Below are 19006 nucleotides of genomic sequence, written 5' to 3'. Positions count from 1 at the left end.
AAAGAGCCGGTAAAAACCAGCTCTTTTTATTGTTTAAAAGTAACGCTTGTTTTAGAAGCTATAACCAATAGTTAATGAAATAGTTTCAGGGTCACCGTAATAGCCAATCAAGGTTGTATCACCACCTAAACCAGGCGCATAACTACCATCAGTATTTTGTGCACCTAAGAAAGCGTAATTACCTACTAAATACTCTTCATCGGTAATGTTCTTCCAATGTAGTGCTGCGGTCCAATCACCGTCATTGCTATACCAGTTAATACCAAAGTTAAGTAAGCCGTAACCATCTTGTGTTAGTAAGTTATCGGTAACGTTTAAGTCGTAATCACTGCGATAGTAGTAGTTACCATTTACAACAAAAGCACCTGCAGAGGTTTCAATATCATAAGCAAAACCTAAGTTTGCGGTAGTTTCTGGCGTATTGGTAATTGTAAAGCTATCGCTAATATCTATTGGGTTACCCGCTTCATCAAATGATCTTACTTCATCAAAAGAAGAGTCGATTAAACCAATGCTGGCAAATAAGTTTAAGTTATGGGCTGCAGCGTATTCTATTTCTAGCTCTAAACCTGATGCGGTTGATTTACCAATGTTACCTAATCGTTGGCTTAAAGCACTGTTGTCTTCTGAAGGTAAAACAGTCACAAATTGTCTGTCCTTGTGATCAAGGTAGAAAACGGTGGCATTAACCCTTAAGTTATCATTCCACTCACTTTTTACACCTACTTCAAATGAATCAACAACTTCTGGATCTACTGCTGGCTCTGGACCTTCTGCTCTAGGATTAAAAGTACCTGACTTAAAGCCTTGAGAGTAACTAGCAAAGAACATCATGTCGTTCGAGTATTGATACTCAACACCAACGCGTGGTGTAAAACGTGACCAGTCTTCTTTGTCATTTAACACTTCAGGAAATTCGGTCGAAGTTCGCACATAACCTGGTACCCAATCGCTTTCAGGGTACACGGTTTCAAATGCTAAACCATTATTCACCTTAGCTGATTTTTCTTCTGTGGTATAACGTGCACCTAAAGTCATTGATAACTTTTCAGTAAGGTCGTATGAACCTTGGGCATAAACAGCATAGCTTTCACTGTTGTTACAACCGCTAACCTCGCGAGTTAATCCTGGTAAACCTAAAGATTGACCAAAGTTTTCTAAAATAGCATCAAAAACGCCACACGATTCGCCATCAAAGTAATATAAACCTGAAACAAAGGTTAAATTGTCTGAGTCATAGTTAAGTTGAAACTCTTGGCTGAACTGTTCATCGTCATAAATCGCAGGAACATCAAAAATACGCTCTGCGGTATTATCAAAATCGATATTCGTTTTTGAGTAGTTTTCGCGGCTTGCTGTTACAGATTTAACTGACCAATTATCGTTGATAAAGTATTCAGCGGTTAAGCTAAAGCCTTCAGATTCAACACTATTCCAAGTAGGCATACTGGTGTAAGAGTCATAAACGCTATCCGGTACTGGCGCATCCGTTATTATGCTTGGTAGTAAACGGTAACCGCCTTTAGCATTAGAATCGTCGGTTGTTTTGTCATAGTTAAAGCGGAAAAACAAATCGTCAGTCGGTTCAAATTCAATGGTAACTCGGCCAGCAAATACATCTTTGTTGTAGTTCTCTAGGTCTTGATTAGGTTGATCAGATTGTAAAAACTCACCGTAACCATCGCGGGTTAAATTAGCTAAGGCAAAGCCGACATATAGTTTGTCGTCGATTACCGGGATTTTACCCGCTACTTTATAATCTTGGCGGCCATAGTTACCAAAGGTTGCTTTAAGGTCTAGCTCTAAATCACCAGCCATTTTTTTGGTCACGTATTTAATTGCACCACCAATAGTGTTTTTACCGTATAAACTACCTTGTGGTCCACGTAGAACTTCGATGCGTTCAACGTCAAGAATATCTAATACCGCACCTTGTGGGCGAGCCATATAAACGTCATCAACATAAATACCAACACCGGGTTCATAACCCCACAATGGATCATCTTGACCTACGCCACGAATAAAAGCGGTTAATGTTGAGTTAGTACCACGACTTGCTTGTAAAGTTGTATTAGGCGAAAACTGTTGAACCTCAGACATGACACTGACGCCATTTTGAGCTAATTGCTCAGCACCAACAGACGTTACAGAAACTGGCACTGACTGCAAACTTTCTAAAGATTTACGCGCTGTTACTTCAATACGCTCTAACGTTGGATCATTTTTTATTTGTTCATCGGTCTCTGCAGCCATAATGCTTTGGCTAGTTAATGCTGTAGAAATTGTTATGGCTAAAATACTTAACCTAGTATTAAAACGTTTCATGGTATTTCCCCGTATTTTTTAATCTTATAAACCGCTAGTTCCAGCACTTTATTGTTTTTTTATTAGTGTGGATAAAACTCTATAGTAAATTTGAAAAAAGTTAATTTGTACTATAGTAGTATGCTGCTATTTTTTGTTTTAACTTATTGTAAATAAAGAGTATAAATTTAATTTTAATTGTTTTTATATGTTATTTGTTACTGATATTTTCCTAAAGTTAAATTTTCCATGCATCAAGTAAGTACTTTATGGTGCTAATAGGGGTGCTGAGCACAAATGGCGCTTCACTGCCTCCATCGGTTTGTTCTGGCGCTACAGCGATACCGTGCCCCATGTTTTCAATTTCTATGAGCTCAACATTGATATTTTTGTTTTTTCCATGCCATTGGCTTACTTGATAGCCTTGATATTTTGAAATCTTAGGTCGCGGCGTTGACTCCGTTAATTGTGCCCAATGTATGGCTAATTGTTGTGAATTTTTAGGATTTACTACTGCATCATTTGAACCGGTAAATATCGACAATGCCGGCCACTTTGGCTGTACTGTATTTAGCTGTTTTACTAAAGCAGTTAATTGTTCAGCCGTTTGTGAAGGGCCGCTGCGCATGCAAGCAATAGCGGTAATTAAATTATCTGCGCAAGGATAAGGCAAACCAGCAACAATAGCACCTGCGGTAAATAACTCAGGATAATTTACCACCATAGAGCTTGCCATAGCGCCACCAGCCGATAAACCTATGATATAAACATTGCTAAACTCTTGCTCGGCGTTAACTGTGTTAATCATATTTTTTATAGACAGGCTTTCACCTTGATTTTTGTCAATGTCTTGGGTGGAAAACCAATTAAAACAGCCTTTAATGTTATTATCCTGACTTTGCTGTGGAATGAGTAATGAAAACTTTTTTTTCTGCGATAGCGTCATTAATCCACTTTGCTCTGCAAGGCGTTCACCTTGTTGCACACAACCATGGAGTAAAACAATTAAAGTCTTACTGTTTATATCTCCCTGATAGTAGCTAGCGCTTAACTCGCCTGGGTTATTGCCAAACTCAGTAAGTGCTGAAGTTTTTGCAAAGATAGCGTTAGTAAAAAAAAATGTTGTAGTGACAATAATCATCGATAGACATTTATACATGATAATTTTCCAAAGTTAAAAACTATAAATCGGGTGTTATATATTAAGGTAAAAAGAGGCAACCTCAGCTTATCAGCATGGCGTATAATATAAAGGTTTAGAATGCTACTTTAGTTCCACAGTGGTTATTAAGTTCTCGTTAAATGTTTACTTTTAAAGGATTATTTTGAGCATGAAATGAATGGTTTTATGCTCAGCAGCCAACCGTTAATCTGTGATCGCAATAGTACATTTAGAGAACATTTAGTTTAAAGGAAAAGGGAAGTTAGCATGCATGTTAGCCTATTAGCGCAGCGATTATTTTTTCTCAAACCATTATTAAATTTAAGCTTTGTCATTGGCATCATGACTATAGGTATTTTGTTTATTAACGGTTCAATAGAAAGTCAAAATACTTATGCCATACCCTGTTTATTATTTGCGACTTGGAGTTTGTTATTTAGTGCCATAATCGGGTTGCTGGCGCAAATACCCAATACCAGTAAAGTAAATAAAGGTTGGTTTAGTGGTATAAAAAGCAAGCTGGTTAACCTTATGTTCTTTTCAATGATTATCGCTTTTATTGCTATCAGTTTAGCGCTGCTATACGCGACCATTAAAATACTGAGTTTATAAAATATCACTTTAAAAGAGGTAATGTTGTTAATAAACATGTTGTACCTATACAACTAATAGATATGGCAGATTAATGACTTCTTGTTTTAAGTTGTTGTTATAAATTATTAAATGCCTGTTTTTTTAGTTGGATTTTTATGCGTTTATTAAATGATTTTTTGAAAGGCTAAACACCTTTGATTCAAAGTTTTTTTTATTTATTTGGTGCAAAAAATTGAGCAGGTGTTTTTTACAACACTAGGTAATTGGTGGTTGTTTAGTATACTATCGTTTCAAATGAGTAAATTATTCCTTCATTAAAAGAGCAATAAAATGGAAAATGAACAACACCTAGCCTTACTTGGGGCTATTGCCCAGGGTGACAAAAAGGCGTTTTCAGAGCTTTACCAATCAACCAGCCAACAACTTTATGCCGTGAGTTTGAAAATGCTAACGCGTAAAGAATTAGCCGAAGAAGCACTTCAAGAAGCCTATGTACGTATTTGGCATAATGCCTCTGAATATCGCCAAGGTAAGGGTAGCGTGCTTACTTGGATGATAAGTATTGTACGGTATCGTGCATTAGATGTTCTTCGCTATAACAAAGTAAGAAAAGAAAGTGAGTTTGATGAAAGTAATAATTTTGATATTGAAACCATTGAGCAGGTTAGCGATGCTGAGCAATTGTTGTTAGATAAATGCTTACAACAGCTCGATACTCAACAGCGCCAAGCAATATACCTTGCTTACTTTAATGGCTGTTCTCATAAAGAAGTGGTTAAACACTTAAATAATCCGTTGGGCACCATTAAAAGTTGGATCCGACGCGGACTTATGAGCTTACAAAGTTGTTTAACATCATGAATTATCAATCCGAAAACCTCAAAAACTCACTAGCAGCAGAATATGTTCTTGGTACTTTGCGTGGTCCTGCTCGTCAACGCTTTCAAAAGCTAATAATGCAACACTCAGCTTTCAGCGAGGCAACTTCAACATGGGAGCAACACTTAAATACTTTAGGCCAAAAACTACCACCGGTAACACCGGATAGTTCTGTTTGGCTGCGAATAGAGCAACAATTAGGCTTTACTGACGCGCCAGTTCAAAATAACCAGCCAATAAAAACAAGCGAACAAACCGTCAGTAAAGTTGTACCAATAACCAAAGCTAAATCTAGAGTGTGGCAAAGTATTGCAGGATTAGCTTCAGCTGCCGCATTAGTTCTTGCTGTACTTCTAGTTAACCTTGATGCAAGCGTTCCAGACACCCAGCAAATTGCTTTGGTGAATAATGAACAAACGCAATTATTATGGGCATTAGAAATAAGTGCCGATACTATTAGTGTTCAGGCAACTAAAAGCTTAGTAGCACAAGCCAATGCTGATTATGAATTGTGGATAGTCGCAGCCGATGGCAGAGCACCAATTTCGTTAGGGCTACTGCCTAAAACAGGTAAGGTAAGCTTAAGTAAGCCAGCAATATTTGACCAAATTGACATTGCTGCGTTAGCGGTTAGTTTAGAGCCAGTAGGCGGTTCACCAAATGGTTCACCAACAACGGTATTATATACCTCTAAGCTTGTCACGCTTTCGTAATGCTTAAGTAACACCTAAATGGAGCGGTTTAACAGTAAATGCCAAAAGCGAAACAATTGTTTCGCTTTTTTTATGACTAGAAATAATATCAAGTTGATTAATTACCTACTCATTTTACCTGTTTAACATGAATGCGCTACTGCGCTATTAAGCTCTTTTTTACAGATTCAGTCCTAGATTATTTCATTAATCTACTTGCTATAACCATGCTAGTTAATATTTACAACGACACTTTTCGAGATGAATGTTCAGGGTAAAATAATATTAAATTTAAAATATTGTTAATAAGTATTGGTTAACAAAGACTTAGATAAAATAATGAAAGGAAAATATAATTATTTGAAAAATATATTCATTTTTTTGAATCCAATAGCGAATTTCAGACGTTTAACTTTATGAGCTTTCAAGAAAGTAACCACTAAGAAGTATAAAATTAAAAAGGAAACGTCATGAAAAAATTTAAAATAACGCTGATTACCTCGGTAATCATGAGTGCTACCTTGTCTCAAGCTGTTTCAGCATCGAGTCATCGTGAAGCACCTAATCTTACGCGTATGCCAACAGTAGATTCCACAGATTTTTACGCATTCAATAGTTACGAAGAAGGTCGCGGTGATTACGTCACATTAATTGCAAACTATATTCCCCTGCAAGACGCTTATGGTGGACCTAACTACTTTGCTATGGATCCGGCAGCATCTTATGATATTCATATTGATAACGATGGTGATGCTGTTGAAGATATAACTTTTAGCTTTAACTTCAGCCAAATGTTAGGTAACAATAATGCCGGTATAACCTTAATGGTTGGCCCTGAAGGTGAACAAAAGTCGGTTGGTGTGCCACTTAAAAACGTAGGTGGCATTAGTATGGCAGACCAAGCTGCAGCCAACTTCTCTGAAAGCTATACCGTTAAAATGACTTCTGGCCCAATGGCAACTGGCACTAGCGTAAGTGTTACAAATACTACCTCTGGTGGCGCGAGCTTTGCTAAACCTTTAGATTACATTGGTAATAAAACATTCAGTAGTGCACAGCAGTACATGGCTTATGCGAATAGTCATATCTATTCAGCAGCTATTCCGGGTTGTGACGCTCCTGCTAAAGTTTTTGTTGGTCAACGTAAAGATGCTTTTACCGTTAATTTAGGTCGCGTATTTGATTTAGTCAATTTTGTGCCTGTTGAAGGTGATAGTGCTCCAGGTGCGGGCGATGCTGCTGGTTTTCCTGGCGGTATTACACAATCAGCAATGAATGATGACTTAGCTGACAAAAATGTTACTAGTATTGCCATTGAAGTGCCTACTGCTTGTTTAACGGGCGATGGTAATGGTGTAATTGGCAGCTGGACTTCAGCAAGTTTACCGCAAGCGAGAATTTTAAACCCAAATGCTAGCTTCGATAAAACTGAAGTAAACGGCGGAGCAATGACACAAGTTTCACGTCTTGGCTCTCCATTGGTTAATGAGTTAGTTATTGGTATTGCGGATAAAGATAAGTTTTCTACCTCGCATCCAAGTAATGATGGACAGTTTGCTGATTATGTAACACACCCAACCTTGCCTGAGTTGTTAAACATCTTATTTAAAGATGCGGTTAATACCACACTTAATGCCAATATCGAAACGCTTGCACCAACTAACTTTCCACGTGTTGATTTAGTTACAGCATTTTTAACCGGCTTTCCTGGCGTGAATCAAATGTCAACTGTAACTGCTTCGGAAATGTTACGTTTAAACACTGGGATAGCAGCTGTTTCTGCTGATATGCAGTCATCGTTTGGTGTTGCGGGTGATGATTTAGCTGGCTTCCCAAATGGTCGTCGTCCAGGTGATGATGTAGTAGATATTGCGCTTCGTGTTGTAATGGGACGTTTATGTTATCCAATTCCAGTTAACGGCACCGATACTGATTTAGGTTTGTGTGCGCCTGAAGATGCAAGCGTTGGTAACGTACCATTTACAGATGGAGCCCCTAGTAATGCTTCTATGATAGGAACAAGTTTTCCTTACTTAGCCATGCCATTACCTGGTTCTGAATAAGGATCACTATGATGAATTATAGTAAACACAATACGGCATTGAACACTAATGCACGTCGTCCACTTAAATTATTGAGCTTAAGCTTGGGAGCAATAATAGTGCTTGCCGGCTGTAACAATGATGATAAAGCTGAAACACCTAATACAGCGCCCACTACAATAACGGTTGATCTGATCACGCAAACAGAAACATCTATTACTGATTTGTTAAGTGCTGATGATGCTGATGGCGATATTTTGACCTTTAGTTTAGATCAACAAGCGATGTTAGGGGTTGTAACCATTGCTGAAAATGGTGGTTTTATTTACCAGCCTAATGACGAAGTTACTGGTAGTGACAGCTTTACTTTTGCAGTAACCGATGGCGTAAATACACCGGTTACTGGCACCGTTAATATTACCATTGAAGCGTTAGCAGTATCTTTTGATACATCGAGTCGTGCAGCTTTTAATCAACAGCCAACAGATAAACCACTATCGACAAATGGTCGAGTGTTTATTCAAGATGTTGAAGATCCAACAGCTTACGACGACATACTCTCTCAGTAATATCGAGCTTGACTGCGCCAAGGAAGGCGCCCTTTTATGGATGAAAATATGCCAATGCAAATGTTTACCGCTTACACCATTAAAACGCTGAAAACCAACCTTAAAACTAAATTAAAAAGTTGTGGAATAATTCGCTTTAAAAACGTATTTATCTTGGCTTTTTTATTTATTACGTCTCCAGTATTTTCCGAAAGTTATATTCCTAAATCAGAACAAAGTATTGTTGCTAAATGGACAGTGCCTAAACCGGCAAAGCAACCGAAAGTTTTTATCGCTCAACTCATTAAAGATGCCAGTAAACCAGGCTTAGCGAGTCGATATTATGGTCGAGCAAGTGCACTACTTAAGCCTTTGCTAGCTGCAAGCCCTAATGATGTAGAACTACAGTTTTATTCAGCAACAGTACTTCAGCATTATCATCAATTTGACCAAGCGCGGCAGTTGCTTACTCAAATACTACAACAACAGCCAAGTCATATCAGCGCTTGGCTAATGAAAGCCAATATTCACATGGTACAAGGCGATTTAGCCGCAGCTAGAAAAGCCTGTGTGCAAGCATTAGGTCAAGGCGGCCTTTTTGTCAGTACAGTTTGTGTATTAGAAGTTAATGCGGAACAAGGTCAGGTTGAGCAGAGTTACCAGCAGTTAAAACATGTTGTTAGTGTTGCAGGCGATATTCCACATGAAGAGAATATCTGGCTTAAGCAAATCTTGGCTGATTTAGCGCAGCGACAACAGTTGACGCAACAGGCAAACGCGCATTTAGCAGGTTACCCGTTAACAGAAATGCCAGTAAGTTATTTAGCTTTATGGGCTGATATTCAGTTGTCAGAACAACAAAACAATTCGGTATTAAATACCCTTGGCCCTATAGTTTTAAGCAGTGATAGTTTTGATGATGCTTTATTATTACGACTCGCTTTAGCAGAACAAAATATTAATCTCAGCGGTAACTCGATAAGCACTATTTGGAAAAATAGGTTAAAGCAACGAATCGACATACGTTTAAAGCGCAACGACACCGCACACGCAGCAGACATTGCTCGTTATTACTTAGATATTAAACCGGATCAAAGTAAAGCGCTTTACTGGGCAGAAATTAATTGGCAACAAGCAAAATTACACACTGATAAGCGTATTCTTGAACGGGCAAAAGCAGCGCAAAAATCGAGCAACATTTAATAACAGCAAACACCATAAACATTTTAACAGTTAAAATTAGGATAGTGAGTAAACTATGTCGAAGTGGTTAAAAATAAGCTTAGTGCTAGTATCGTTTTTATTGAGCCATGTCGTTGCAGCTCATCAATTAAGTACCAGTTACATTATTGCTAAAATGGACGATACCGGCCGCATTAATGGCCAATGGCAATTAAGCTTAACCGATTTGGAATTAGCAGTAGGTTTAGACTTAAATGCCAATGGCGAATTAACATGGGGAGAAGTTAAACGTAGTCAAACTAACATTGCTAGTTACTTAGCAGAGCATTTACTACTTACTCGCGATAACCTTTCATGTAACCTTAGTTTTGGGGTGGTAGAGCGCTTACAAGATCATGCCAACGAAGCTTTTGCAGTTACCGATTTTTCAGGGCAATGCGCAATTAGTGGCCCACTAAATGTTAATTACAGTGCGATATTCGCATTAGATAGTAGTCATGAAGTTATCCTTAATATTGGCGATGCCAGTAATTCACACAGTTTTGTTTTAGACGATACCACCCGAGAAATAAGCCTAGATATAAAAGCAGGTAGTTGGCAAACCACTTTCACTCAATTCGTTTATCAAGGCATGATTCATATTTGGATAGGAATAGATCATATTCTTTTCCTACTCGCATTATTATTGCCGGCAGTATTGCACCGAAAAAATAATCAGTGGCAAGCTATTGAAAGTGTTAAACCTATTTTAACGCATACTGTTTGGATTATTAGCGCGTTCACACTAGCACACTCGCTAACATTAACAGCTACGGCATTAGGTTGGTTAACGCCAAGCAGTCGTTGGGTAGAGCTTGGCATTGCGGTTTCGGTATTGTTTGCGGCAATAAATAATATAAAGCCTGTTGTTTTACGGTTAGCTTGGTTAACTTTCGCCTTTGGTTTATTGCACGGTATGGGGTTTGCTGGAGTATTAGGTGAACTAGGTCTACCGGCTGATCAACAACTGTTAAGTATTTTAGCCTTTAACTTAGGAGTTGAAATAGGGCAACTAGCGATATTGGTAATTTTGCTACCGATTTTGATCTTACTGCGTAACAGCAAAGTTTATAGTAAAGCTATTATGCCTGCTGGCTCTTTATTAATAGCCTTTATGGCAATTCAATGGATTATAGAACGTTGGTGATTATAACTGATAACTTTCTAATGTTAGCTGGCAGTTAAACACGATATAGCGAGAATAGTGAGATAAGTACTGCATAAGTAAAACACGATTTTGCACTGCAATAAGTGCAGCTAACAACATAATATGCGCTCGGCTATTAAGGCTAACACTCAGCATAAATAGCATTGCGGAGCATTTAAAAAGAATCAAACAATGAGTCTACTTGGTCTAAAATTTAATTTTGAACTACAAGCTTATTAATTAAAAAAGCCCTAGTTAATTTAATAACTAGGGCTTTTTATTTATAGGGTATTTACGGTTTTAAAACTGGGCTTTACGGTATGCTTCACAAGCTTCTTCGTCTTCACATTCACCATATAGGTATAAACTATGGTTAGTGAGCTTAATTTTATGCAACTTAGCAACATCTTCTTGTCGCTGTTCAATAACGTCATCTTCAAACTCAACAACTTTACCGCAGTTAAGACAAACAAGATGATCATGATGTTTCTTATGGCTAAGCTCGAATACTGACTTACCACCTTCAAAATGATGACGAGTTACTATACCGGCATCATCAAATTGGTTTAATACGCGATAAACCGTTGCTAAGCCAATTTCTTCGTTTTGCTCAAGCAAAATTTTATATACGTCTTCTGCGCTTATGTGTTGATTATTTGGGTTTTGTAAAATAGCCAAAATTTTAATGCGCGGCAGAGTAATTTTTAGTCCGGCTCTTTTTAGTTCTTCGTTTTGTTCAGGCATTAATTTTTATCTCTACATCGGCGTTCAATTTAGGGAAAATTATAGGTTGTTATGAGCTTGGTTTAAAGAGCTAGTTGTAAATGATTAACTCTTTTACTGGTTTTATTGAGCTGAAACGTCATAATGCCCGTCAGAATTGAACAGTCTAGCATAATAAACCATACGGTTTATATGGGTAATAAAGTTTATAAAGGGTTTTCAAGGTAGTTATATGTTTAAAAAAGCTTGGCAAATGAAATTATTATTAAATCTTTGGCCGCCATTTCTATTTACAGGTATTCGTGTTTTAGAAGTTTCAGAAGATTTTCGTAAAGCCAAAGTGCGTTTAAAGCTTAGTATGTTTAATCAAAATGCTGTTGGTGTGCATTTTGGCGGCTCGTTATATGCAATGACAGATCCTTTTTGTATGTTATTGGTTATGTCACGCTTAGGAAAAGGTTATGTTGTGTGGGATAAGTCAGCCGATATTGACTACATTAAGCCAGGTAAGGGTACAGTAACCGCAGAGTTTCTTATTACCGATGCTTTTATTGATGATATTTTGGCTAACACAGCACAAGGTGAGAAGTATTTACCTCAAATTCCGGTTTATGTTAAAGATGAGCAAGGCGAAGTTGTGGCTAAGCTGAATAGAACTTTATATATAAGAAAGAAAAGGGCAGTTTAATTTACTAATTTGATAGCTATCATTGCAGTGATAGTTGAAATGTTGGCACTAGAAAATAGTAAATATTTACTGCTCTTTTAGTGCCAATATTAAGATAGTTACTTTAACCTGCTTTGTAATCGTGCAGTGTAACTGTAGTATCGTGCAGGCTGTCTTGATTTACTTGAATAATGCCGCGTTTAGGGCGGTCTAAATCAATAATGATAAACACCACTAGCACGATTAATGTGAATAATAAAATCGTGGGGAATGCTGGGCGCTTTTTTCCTAAACCACTGTTGTAACCTAACATACCGCCAACAGTGACAAATACACTGAATAACAAAAACAACACTGGCTCAGGTACGTGCAACCTCAACATTGAAGTACGTTTGTTTTCTATTTGTATCATCCCTGATAACGACTGATAAAAGCCATTGGCGATTAAAAGTGATTTTGGATTAACCAATTCTTTTTGCGCTAATTCAATCAGGTTGGATTGTGATTGACTCACCTTCTTATTAATAGCATTTCTTTGCTCAGGGTTTGACAAGTCTATTTGGCTTAAGGAAATACGTAGTGTTAAGTATATTTCTAACTCATTAAAAACCGCGTTTCTAATTTCAACAGGCAATAGTTTTGCTTGCATAGCCACTCGGTTAATTGCACCTGACTCTTCTATTACGGCACTGCTGCGTGCATCATATCTTTGCAATGACATATTAAATGTAAAGCCTAATAATAAGGCGAGTAGACCAATAATACCTGTTTGAATCGCCGTTGATTGAGCTTTCATCTCAACGTTTTCAACATCTTTATTGTTTCGGCCTAAGGTGTAGGCTATTTGATTAATAATTAACATTAAAATGAACAAAGTAATGATAATTATTAAGCTATTTTTGTCGTACATAAGTTCTTGGCTCACTAATAAGGTCTCGATGCTAGGTAAATAATTAAGCTAGAGTGGTTTTAGGTTAACAATATCTCAAGAGATTTTTATACCAAATTACTGAATGATAGTTAACACGCTTTATTTATTATTTTATCAAACCCTAGCAGGTGAAAGTAAAATGCCGCTATCGGGTTTTACTGACAAAAAAGCCAGCGTGAAGCTGGCTTTATTAACGGCGAGTGTTTTGCTTAAAGTTAATCTTCTAATTCAGCTAAACACAGTTCGTCATAAATTTGTTTAACCCAAGCATCAACTCGTGCTTCTGTTAACTCTGGTTGGCGGTCTTCATCGATACATAAACCGATGAAAGTGTTTTCGTCTGTTAATGCTTTAGAAGCTTCAAATTCGTAACCTTCTGTTGACCAGTTACCAACAACGATTGCACCTTTAGATTCAACGATATCGCGCAGAGGTTCCATCGCATCACAGAAGTATTCAGCATAATCTTCTTGATCACCTAAACCAAAAATAGCCACTAACTTGTCAGTGAAATCAATTTCTTCTAAATCAGGTAAAAAATCATCCCAGTCACATTGGTTTTCACCGTAGTACCATGTAGGAATACCTAAGATTAATAAATCGAACTCAGCGATTTCTTCTTTAGTACTTTTGGCGATATCTTTAACATCGACAAGTTTCTTACCCAATTTTTTTTGGATCATTTTGCCTACGGCTTCTGTGTTACCTGTATCACTGCCAAAAAATAAACCTACAATTGCCATCAATCTAACCTTTTAATATCTAACTAAACTTTAATATCGTTGGTATCAAGCGATTGAACTAATAGTATTTCTATTAATTCACTTCGACTAACACCCTTATCTTTCGCTAAAGCGTCTAAACGTTCAAATACATCTTGATGTAACTTAAACTCTACTCGCTTTAAACCATTGTTTTTATCGCGCTTGACTTGATTACGTTTGTTTATTTTGACTTGAACACTGCGCGAGTGTGGGTTCGTTTTAGGACGGCCCGGGCGCTTCTCATCGCTAAATAAATCAATGGTTGTTAAATCTGCTACTTCTTTTGCCATTTTATTATTTACTTATCCAACGCCTTGGCTTTCCCAAACAAACTGAATGATACCTTTTGCGATAAATCCGGCACATCCTAAAAATAATACAAAATAAACTACTAACTTGCCCATCTTAGGGACATCATTTTTTTTCATTACATCATGGATAGTTAACCCAATGAAAATAAAGATAAAAGCATAAAATAAATTCAGCCCTATGGCTTCAACTAATTCAAAGTTTTTTGCTATCATAATCAACCCTAGAATTTTCAGGCGGCACTATAGCATATCAGTGCTTTTAAGCACATTAAAAATGTACGATATCAATTAACTTGCTAAAAAACTTTCTACGCTTCGGTTAAAAGCAATTGTTTTTTCGGCATGCAACCAATGTCCAGCACCTTGAATAACGCGAGCACGACTTTTGGGAAATAAGCGTACAATTTCACTGCGATGTTCGGGTAATATATAGTTAGAGTTTGCGCCTTTTATGAACAAGGTTGCGCCTTGATAGCTATTACTACCTTGGTAGGTTTTCATTATTTCAGGATAATTGTTTGCAATATTTTCGACGTTACACCTAAATGTTAGTTGTCCATTCTCACTTTTTAAATTACTGAGTAAAAATTGTCGAACACCAAGTTCTTCTACATATTTTGCAAGCTGGGTGTCGGCATCTTTTCGTAGTTTTATCGTTGAAAAATCGAGCGACTTTAAGCCGGCTATTATTTTATTATGATGTGGTGGGTATTCAACAGGGGCGATGTCAGCAACAATTAACTTTTCAACTAACTCAGGCGAAGTTAACGCAAGTTCCATGGCAATTTTCCCCCCCATTGAATGACCTAAAATAACGGCACTTTTTATGTCAAGGTGTTGCATAAGCTCAATAATGTCTTGAGCCATGGTAGGGTAGTCCATCACGTTATCGTGAAATGAATCGCCATGATTTCGAACATCTACGCTAGTTACACGGTAATTTTCTGCTAAAGGTTTAGCCACCATTGCTAAGTTTTCTAAACGGCCAAACAAGCCATGAATTAGAATAATGTCTTTACCGCTACCGGATTGTTGAAAGTTTAAAAACTTGGCCATTATTTTCTCTAGTTTATGATGTTTAATAGCAGGAATTGTCGTTGTTTTAAGATGTTGATGCAACGTAAAAGCAAGCTTAATGTGCTATTTAACCTAAACTTTGGATAAGCAGCATTTGCTCAATGTTCCCTTTTAAGCCATTAAGCACTCATTCTCCAGAGTTCAGGTGATTTATTGCGCTGAAATTAACCATAAATGAGCGATAGCGTTTTAATTGCACTGAGCTTTAGGCATTAAGTGGAATTACATTATGAAAAATAATGTCATCATTTGCAGATCCACACTAGAGACTTCTTATCAACGTAAGTATAATCTTGCCGCGATCGATAATAATTATCCTAGGGTCATCAATGAAAAACATCGAAATAGATGAAGAGCTTTATCAGCACATTGCCTCCAATACACAGTTTATTGGCGAAAGTGCTTCGTCGATATTACGTCGTCTTATGCAATTACCAAGTGAGAATGATGCTGCAAGCCTTATTGCAGTTGCAAGCGATACTATCGAAAAAAACGAAAACGAAAATAAAAATAGAAATGAAGATGAGGTTGCTCCTACTCAAGCAGCTAAGCTTAAGCTCGATATTAATGGTTCAGTATTTAACTACATTAATAGAGAAGAGTTGGCTATGCAGCGCGGCGCCGTTGGTCGATTTTTATTAATTTTAGCTGCTTTGTACCGTGTTCATAATCAACAATTCTCTACAGTTTGTAATATAAGAGGTCGTGATAGATTATATTTTGCTGCCAGTGAGACTGAGCTTTCAGAAAGTGGCAGCAGTACTAAACCACGTCAAATCCCTGATAGTCCATACTGGGTGATCACGAACTCAAACACCACACGTAAGAAAATGATGCTGACCGAAGTTAGTCGAGCATTAGGTTATGATGAACAAGATATAGAGAAAATCCGCGATTTACTCTAATGTTGTCATTATATTTTTAATATATGTTCACCTTGAATGACAAACCTTATTTAAGCGCATATATGAGTACAAGGAGTTGACATGACAGTTCATCAGCATGCAGGAAATCCCGTAAGACCTGAAGACCGTATTAATATTGGTCGTTTAGTCAGTGATTATTTTTTACGTTCACCCGACGTTACAATAGCTGAGCAAAAAGTTACCTTTGGCACCTCCGGGCACCGTGGTAATGCAAGCAAGTTAAGCTTTAATGAACAGCACATAGAAGCTATTTGTCAGGCCGTGGCAGAGTATAGAAATGCGCAAGGATTTAAAGGGCCACTTTATTTAGGTAAAGACACCCACGCTTTGTCTGAGCCTGCATTTGCTTCAGCTATTTCAGTATTAATAGCCAACAATGTTCCTGTGGTTATTCAAAGCGATGAAGGCTTTACGCCAACACCTGTTATTTCCCGTCTTATTATTGTGCATAATAAAACGCACGAATCTCAAGCCGATGGCTTAATCATTACACCTTCTCATAATCCACCAACCGATGGTGGCATTAAATATAATCCTCCTCATGGCGGCCCAGCAGAAGGCGAAATAACCAAAGTTATCGAGCAACGTGCGAATGAAATTATCAGTAATAAACTGGTCGATGTTAAGCGCGTAGGTTTCTCTCAAGCAATGCAATCTACGCTATTGGGGCGTGAAGACTTTATTAACTTTTATGTTGAACAACTAAGTCAAGTTGTTGATATGGAAGCGATAGCCAAAGCCGGTGTTCACATTGGTGTTGATCCGCTAGGTGGTTCAGGGATTCATTACTGGCCCGTTATAGCAAAGAAATATGGTTTGAATTTAGCTGTGGTTAACCCCGTAGTTGATGCTAGTTTCGCGTTTATGCCCTTAGATAAAGACGGCAAAATACGTATGGACTGTTCATCGCCTTACGCTATGTCTGGCTTAATCGCTTTAAAAGACAAGTTTGATATTGCCGTAGGTAATGACCCTGATTTTGACCGCCATGGTATTGTGACCAAAACCGGCGGCTTAATGAATCCGAATCATTACTTAGCCGTAGCTATTCATTATTTAATGACTCATAGAGATTGGTCTAAAACCTGTAAAATAGGTAAAACACTGGTTTCAAGTTCATTAATCGACCGTGTTGCTAACCTTATTGACCGACCACTTTCTGAAGTGCCTGTTGGCTTTAAGTGGTTTGTTGATGGTTTACATAACTCAAGTTATGCCTTTGGTGGTGAAGAAAGCGCTGGCGCAACGTTTCTGGCAAAAGATGGTAGCTGTTGGACAACCGACAAAGACGGTTTTGTTATGACGTTACTCGCCGCTGAAATGTTAGCTGTTACAGGCAAAGACCCATATCAATTGTATCAAGCATTAGCTGAGCAACTAGGTGAACCTTGTTATGGCCGTGTTGAAGCTGTAGCTAACTTACAGCAAAAGCAGGTGCTTACTTCACTCACTGCCGATGCTATTACCACTGATGTATTAGCAGGCGAAAAAATTAGCCAAATATTGTCACATGCGCCAGGTAATAACGCGGCAATTGGTGGTATTAAAGTTTGCACTGAAAATGGTTGGTTTGCAGCTCGTCCGTCAGGCACTGAAGATATTTATAAAATATACGCAGAAAGCTTTATTGACGACGAACATTTACAGCTAATTATTAGTGATGCACAAAAGCTTGTAAGTGCCGCTTTTGTTGCTGCAGGTTTATAGGGTAGAGCTATAAATTCAGGCTATAAGTTTAAAGCTATCAGCTGTCAGTAAAGCATGAGAAAGGTGCCAAAAGGCACCTTTTTAGTTTTAGAAAAAGTTCAGTAAATTTCAACTGGTCTTCGCTATTAAGGGTGACAACTCCTATGTATAAAAGAAAACAAGACGCTAAGCCGCAAGTTATTTCTTATGAGCGAGTAAAGTCTTATATGCTTTGGATGATTGAGCGCTATGGCGATTACTCCGCTAAAATTATGTTACAAAAAGCCAACCTATTGTTTAAAGACGATAAGCAATTTAATGAGCCTGCGCTTGAGTACCTAATTGAGCGAGATATTATTAATGATCTCCGTTATGCAAAGCGATTAACCGCGAGCTTATCGGAAAAAAACATCGGCGCTAATAAGATCAAAGAAAAACTTTACTCAAAAGGCTTTTCCTCACAAACAATTGCTGAATGTGTTAGTGAACTTGAAACAACAGACGAAGAGTATTTTGAGAAAGCGCTAATACTAAAAATAAGAAAATTTGGCGCAGAGCCTATTGAAGATTTAAAGCTTAAACAAAAAGCATTACGGCACCTAGTAGCTAAAGGCTTTGCATATAATATTGCTAATAAAGCAGTAAGTTATTCACCTGAAGAGGACTAGGGTTTTATGTGCAGTGACTATAAAGTTTTATACTCAACAAAAAAGAATCACCCTTTACAATAAACTATTATACTTTCGAGCTGCTCTTTTTTGACAGAAATAGATTACCACATCGTTATAAGCACAATACGTTTTAGTTATTTTCGATCAAGGACTGACCTAAATTAGTCTTCAAAGTTAGGCCGATTTATGTCAACAAAGAGCCCGGAACTGGCGTAGTATAACTCGATTAATATGTCAGTATGAGCACGTCGCTGATATTTCAACGAACCTGCCTTCGGTGTTTATGACTCCGCTGTTTATATTTAATTTTTATTGTAAAAGGCAACAAAATTATTAACTAAAAAGTATTGATGTAAAAAAGCATGGCAAGGAAGCTAGTAGAAAACTTTAACAGCGAGAATGGCTTTAAATAAATCATCACCTTCAATGAACCAGAGTAAATAGTTTATATATATTGTTAACCTGTAATTGGCTCATAGTTTCCTGGTATCACATGACCTACTGAAATACTGTTTTTACAGAAGAGTTTACTTAAAGGGCTCTAATCCTTTTATTCACATCGGCTCTTTAATATTAATGATAAAAATAGAGCTCATATATTTATCCTTATTTATTTTGTTACACTACGAATAGTACTGTACATCCATGCAGCTTGGTGCAA

19 protein-coding genes are annotated in these 19006 nt (G+C 37.5%); 11 read left to right on the top strand and 8 right to left on the bottom strand.

Annotated elements, in window-relative coordinates; translation table 11 throughout:
- Window positions 1-51: 51 nt before the first annotated feature.
- Both AC27H3_RS00095 and AC27H3_RS00090 read right to left on the bottom strand, forming a co-directional pair.
- Window positions 52-2325, bottom strand: a complete 2274-nt coding sequence (locus AC27H3_RS00095) for a TonB-dependent receptor (protein WP_487102822.1) — start codon at window positions 2323-2325, stop codon at window positions 52-54.
- A 217-nt stretch (window positions 2326-2542) separates the two neighbouring features.
- Entirely contained in the window at window positions 2543-3463 is a 921-nt protein-coding gene (locus AC27H3_RS00090) for an extracellular catalytic domain type 1 short-chain-length polyhydroxyalkanoate depolymerase (RefSeq protein WP_487102821.1), read from the bottom strand.
- Between the two features lie 270 nt (window positions 3464-3733).
- Between AC27H3_RS00090 and AC27H3_RS00085 the strand changes: the two genes are divergently transcribed.
- The 7 genes from AC27H3_RS00085 (at window position 3734) to AC27H3_RS00055 (ending at window position 10589) form a co-directional block, all read left to right on the top strand.
- Window positions 3734-4078: a hypothetical protein gene (locus AC27H3_RS00085; RefSeq protein ID WP_487102820.1), complete on the top strand. Its 345-nt coding sequence runs from the start codon at window positions 3734-3736 to the stop codon at window positions 4076-4078.
- 312 nt (window positions 4079-4390) lie between these two features.
- Window positions 4391-4921, top strand: coding sequence for a sigma-70 family RNA polymerase sigma factor (locus AC27H3_RS00080; RefSeq protein WP_085306424.1), 531 nt, complete (start codon window positions 4391-4393; stop codon window positions 4919-4921).
- Window positions 4918-5652, top strand: coding sequence for an anti-sigma factor (locus AC27H3_RS00075; protein WP_487102819.1), 735 nt, complete (start codon window positions 4918-4920; stop codon window positions 5650-5652). The genes AC27H3_RS00080 and AC27H3_RS00075 overlap by 4 nt, the downstream gene beginning before the upstream one ends.
- Before the next feature lie 449 nt (window positions 5653-6101).
- Window positions 6102-7694, top strand: a complete 1593-nt coding sequence (locus AC27H3_RS00070; RefSeq protein WP_487102818.1) for a DUF4331 domain-containing protein — start codon at window positions 6102-6104, stop codon at window positions 7692-7694.
- Window positions 7695-7705: 11 nt separating this feature from the next.
- Window positions 7706-8242, top strand: coding sequence for an Ig-like domain-containing protein (locus tag AC27H3_RS00065; RefSeq protein ID WP_487103513.1), 537 nt, complete (start codon window positions 7706-7708; stop codon window positions 8240-8242).
- A gap of 36 nt (window positions 8243-8278) precedes the next feature.
- Window positions 8279-9424, top strand: coding sequence for a tetratricopeptide repeat protein (locus AC27H3_RS00060; protein ID WP_487102817.1), 1146 nt, complete (start codon window positions 8279-8281; stop codon window positions 9422-9424).
- 55 nt (window positions 9425-9479) lie between these two features.
- The gene (locus AC27H3_RS00055) at window positions 9480-10589 is read left to right on the top strand and encodes a HupE/UreJ family protein (RefSeq protein ID WP_487102816.1); all 1110 of its coding nucleotides are present in this window, start codon (window positions 9480-9482) and stop codon (window positions 10587-10589) included.
- A gap of 300 nt (window positions 10590-10889) precedes the next feature.
- On the opposite strand, the gene fur is transcribed toward AC27H3_RS00055, so the two are convergent.
- Complete coding sequence (gene fur, locus AC27H3_RS00050) at window positions 10890-11333, bottom strand: ferric iron uptake transcriptional regulator (RefSeq protein WP_487102815.1); 444 nt, start codon at window positions 11331-11333, stop codon at window positions 10890-10892.
- A gap of 211 nt (window positions 11334-11544) precedes the next feature.
- On the opposite strand from fur, the gene AC27H3_RS00045 reads away from it, so the two are divergent.
- Complete coding sequence (locus tag AC27H3_RS00045) at window positions 11545-12000, top strand: DUF4442 domain-containing protein (protein ID WP_487102814.1); 456 nt, start codon at window positions 11545-11547, stop codon at window positions 11998-12000.
- Window positions 12001-12103: 103 nt separating this feature from the next.
- On the opposite strand, the gene AC27H3_RS00040 is transcribed toward AC27H3_RS00045, so the two are convergent.
- From AC27H3_RS00040 to AC27H3_RS00020, 5 genes are all read right to left on the bottom strand, one after another.
- Window positions 12104-12904 (bottom strand): bestrophin-like domain, encoded by an 801-nt coding sequence (locus AC27H3_RS00040; RefSeq protein WP_487102813.1) that lies wholly within the window; start codon window positions 12902-12904, stop codon window positions 12104-12106.
- A 221-nt stretch (window positions 12905-13125) separates the two neighbouring features.
- Window positions 13126-13653: a flavodoxin FldA gene (fldA, locus tag AC27H3_RS00035; protein WP_085306433.1), complete on the bottom strand. Its 528-nt coding sequence runs from the start codon at window positions 13651-13653 to the stop codon at window positions 13126-13128.
- Between the two features lie 23 nt (window positions 13654-13676).
- Window positions 13677-13964 (bottom strand): LexA regulated protein, encoded by a 288-nt coding sequence (gene ybfE / locus AC27H3_RS00030; protein WP_085306434.1) that lies wholly within the window; start codon window positions 13962-13964, stop codon window positions 13677-13679.
- A gap of 12 nt (window positions 13965-13976) precedes the next feature.
- Window positions 13977-14198: a DUF2788 domain-containing protein gene (locus AC27H3_RS00025; protein WP_085306435.1), complete on the bottom strand. Its 222-nt coding sequence runs from the start codon at window positions 14196-14198 to the stop codon at window positions 13977-13979.
- A gap of 75 nt (window positions 14199-14273) precedes the next feature.
- Window positions 14274-15041: an alpha/beta fold hydrolase gene (locus AC27H3_RS00020; RefSeq protein ID WP_487102812.1), complete on the bottom strand. Its 768-nt coding sequence runs from the start codon at window positions 15039-15041 to the stop codon at window positions 14274-14276.
- 350 nt (window positions 15042-15391) lie between these two features.
- Between AC27H3_RS00020 and seqA the strand changes: the two genes are divergently transcribed.
- From seqA to AC27H3_RS00005, 3 genes are all read left to right on the top strand, one after another.
- Entirely contained in the window at window positions 15392-15967 is a 576-nt protein-coding gene (gene seqA / locus AC27H3_RS00015; protein ID WP_085306437.1) for a replication initiation negative regulator SeqA, read from the top strand.
- An 81-nt stretch (window positions 15968-16048) separates the two neighbouring features.
- Window positions 16049-17695 carry a phosphoglucomutase (alpha-D-glucose-1,6-bisphosphate-dependent) gene (gene pgm / locus AC27H3_RS00010; protein ID WP_487102811.1) on the top strand — a complete coding sequence of 549 codons (1647 nt, stop codon included), beginning with the start codon at window positions 16049-16051 and terminating at the stop codon, window positions 17693-17695.
- Between the two features lie 143 nt (window positions 17696-17838).
- On the top strand, window positions 17839-18342 hold the full coding sequence (locus AC27H3_RS00005; RefSeq protein WP_487102810.1) for a regulatory protein RecX: 504 nt from the start codon (window positions 17839-17841) through the stop codon (window positions 18340-18342).
- Window positions 18343-19006: the final 664 nt, after the last annotated feature.

This window comes from Colwellia sp. NW0002-52-1 (genome assembly GCF_057550865.1).
The sequence above is the reverse complement of the archived record's forward strand: the minus strand, read 5'-3'. Positions and strand labels throughout refer to the sequence as shown.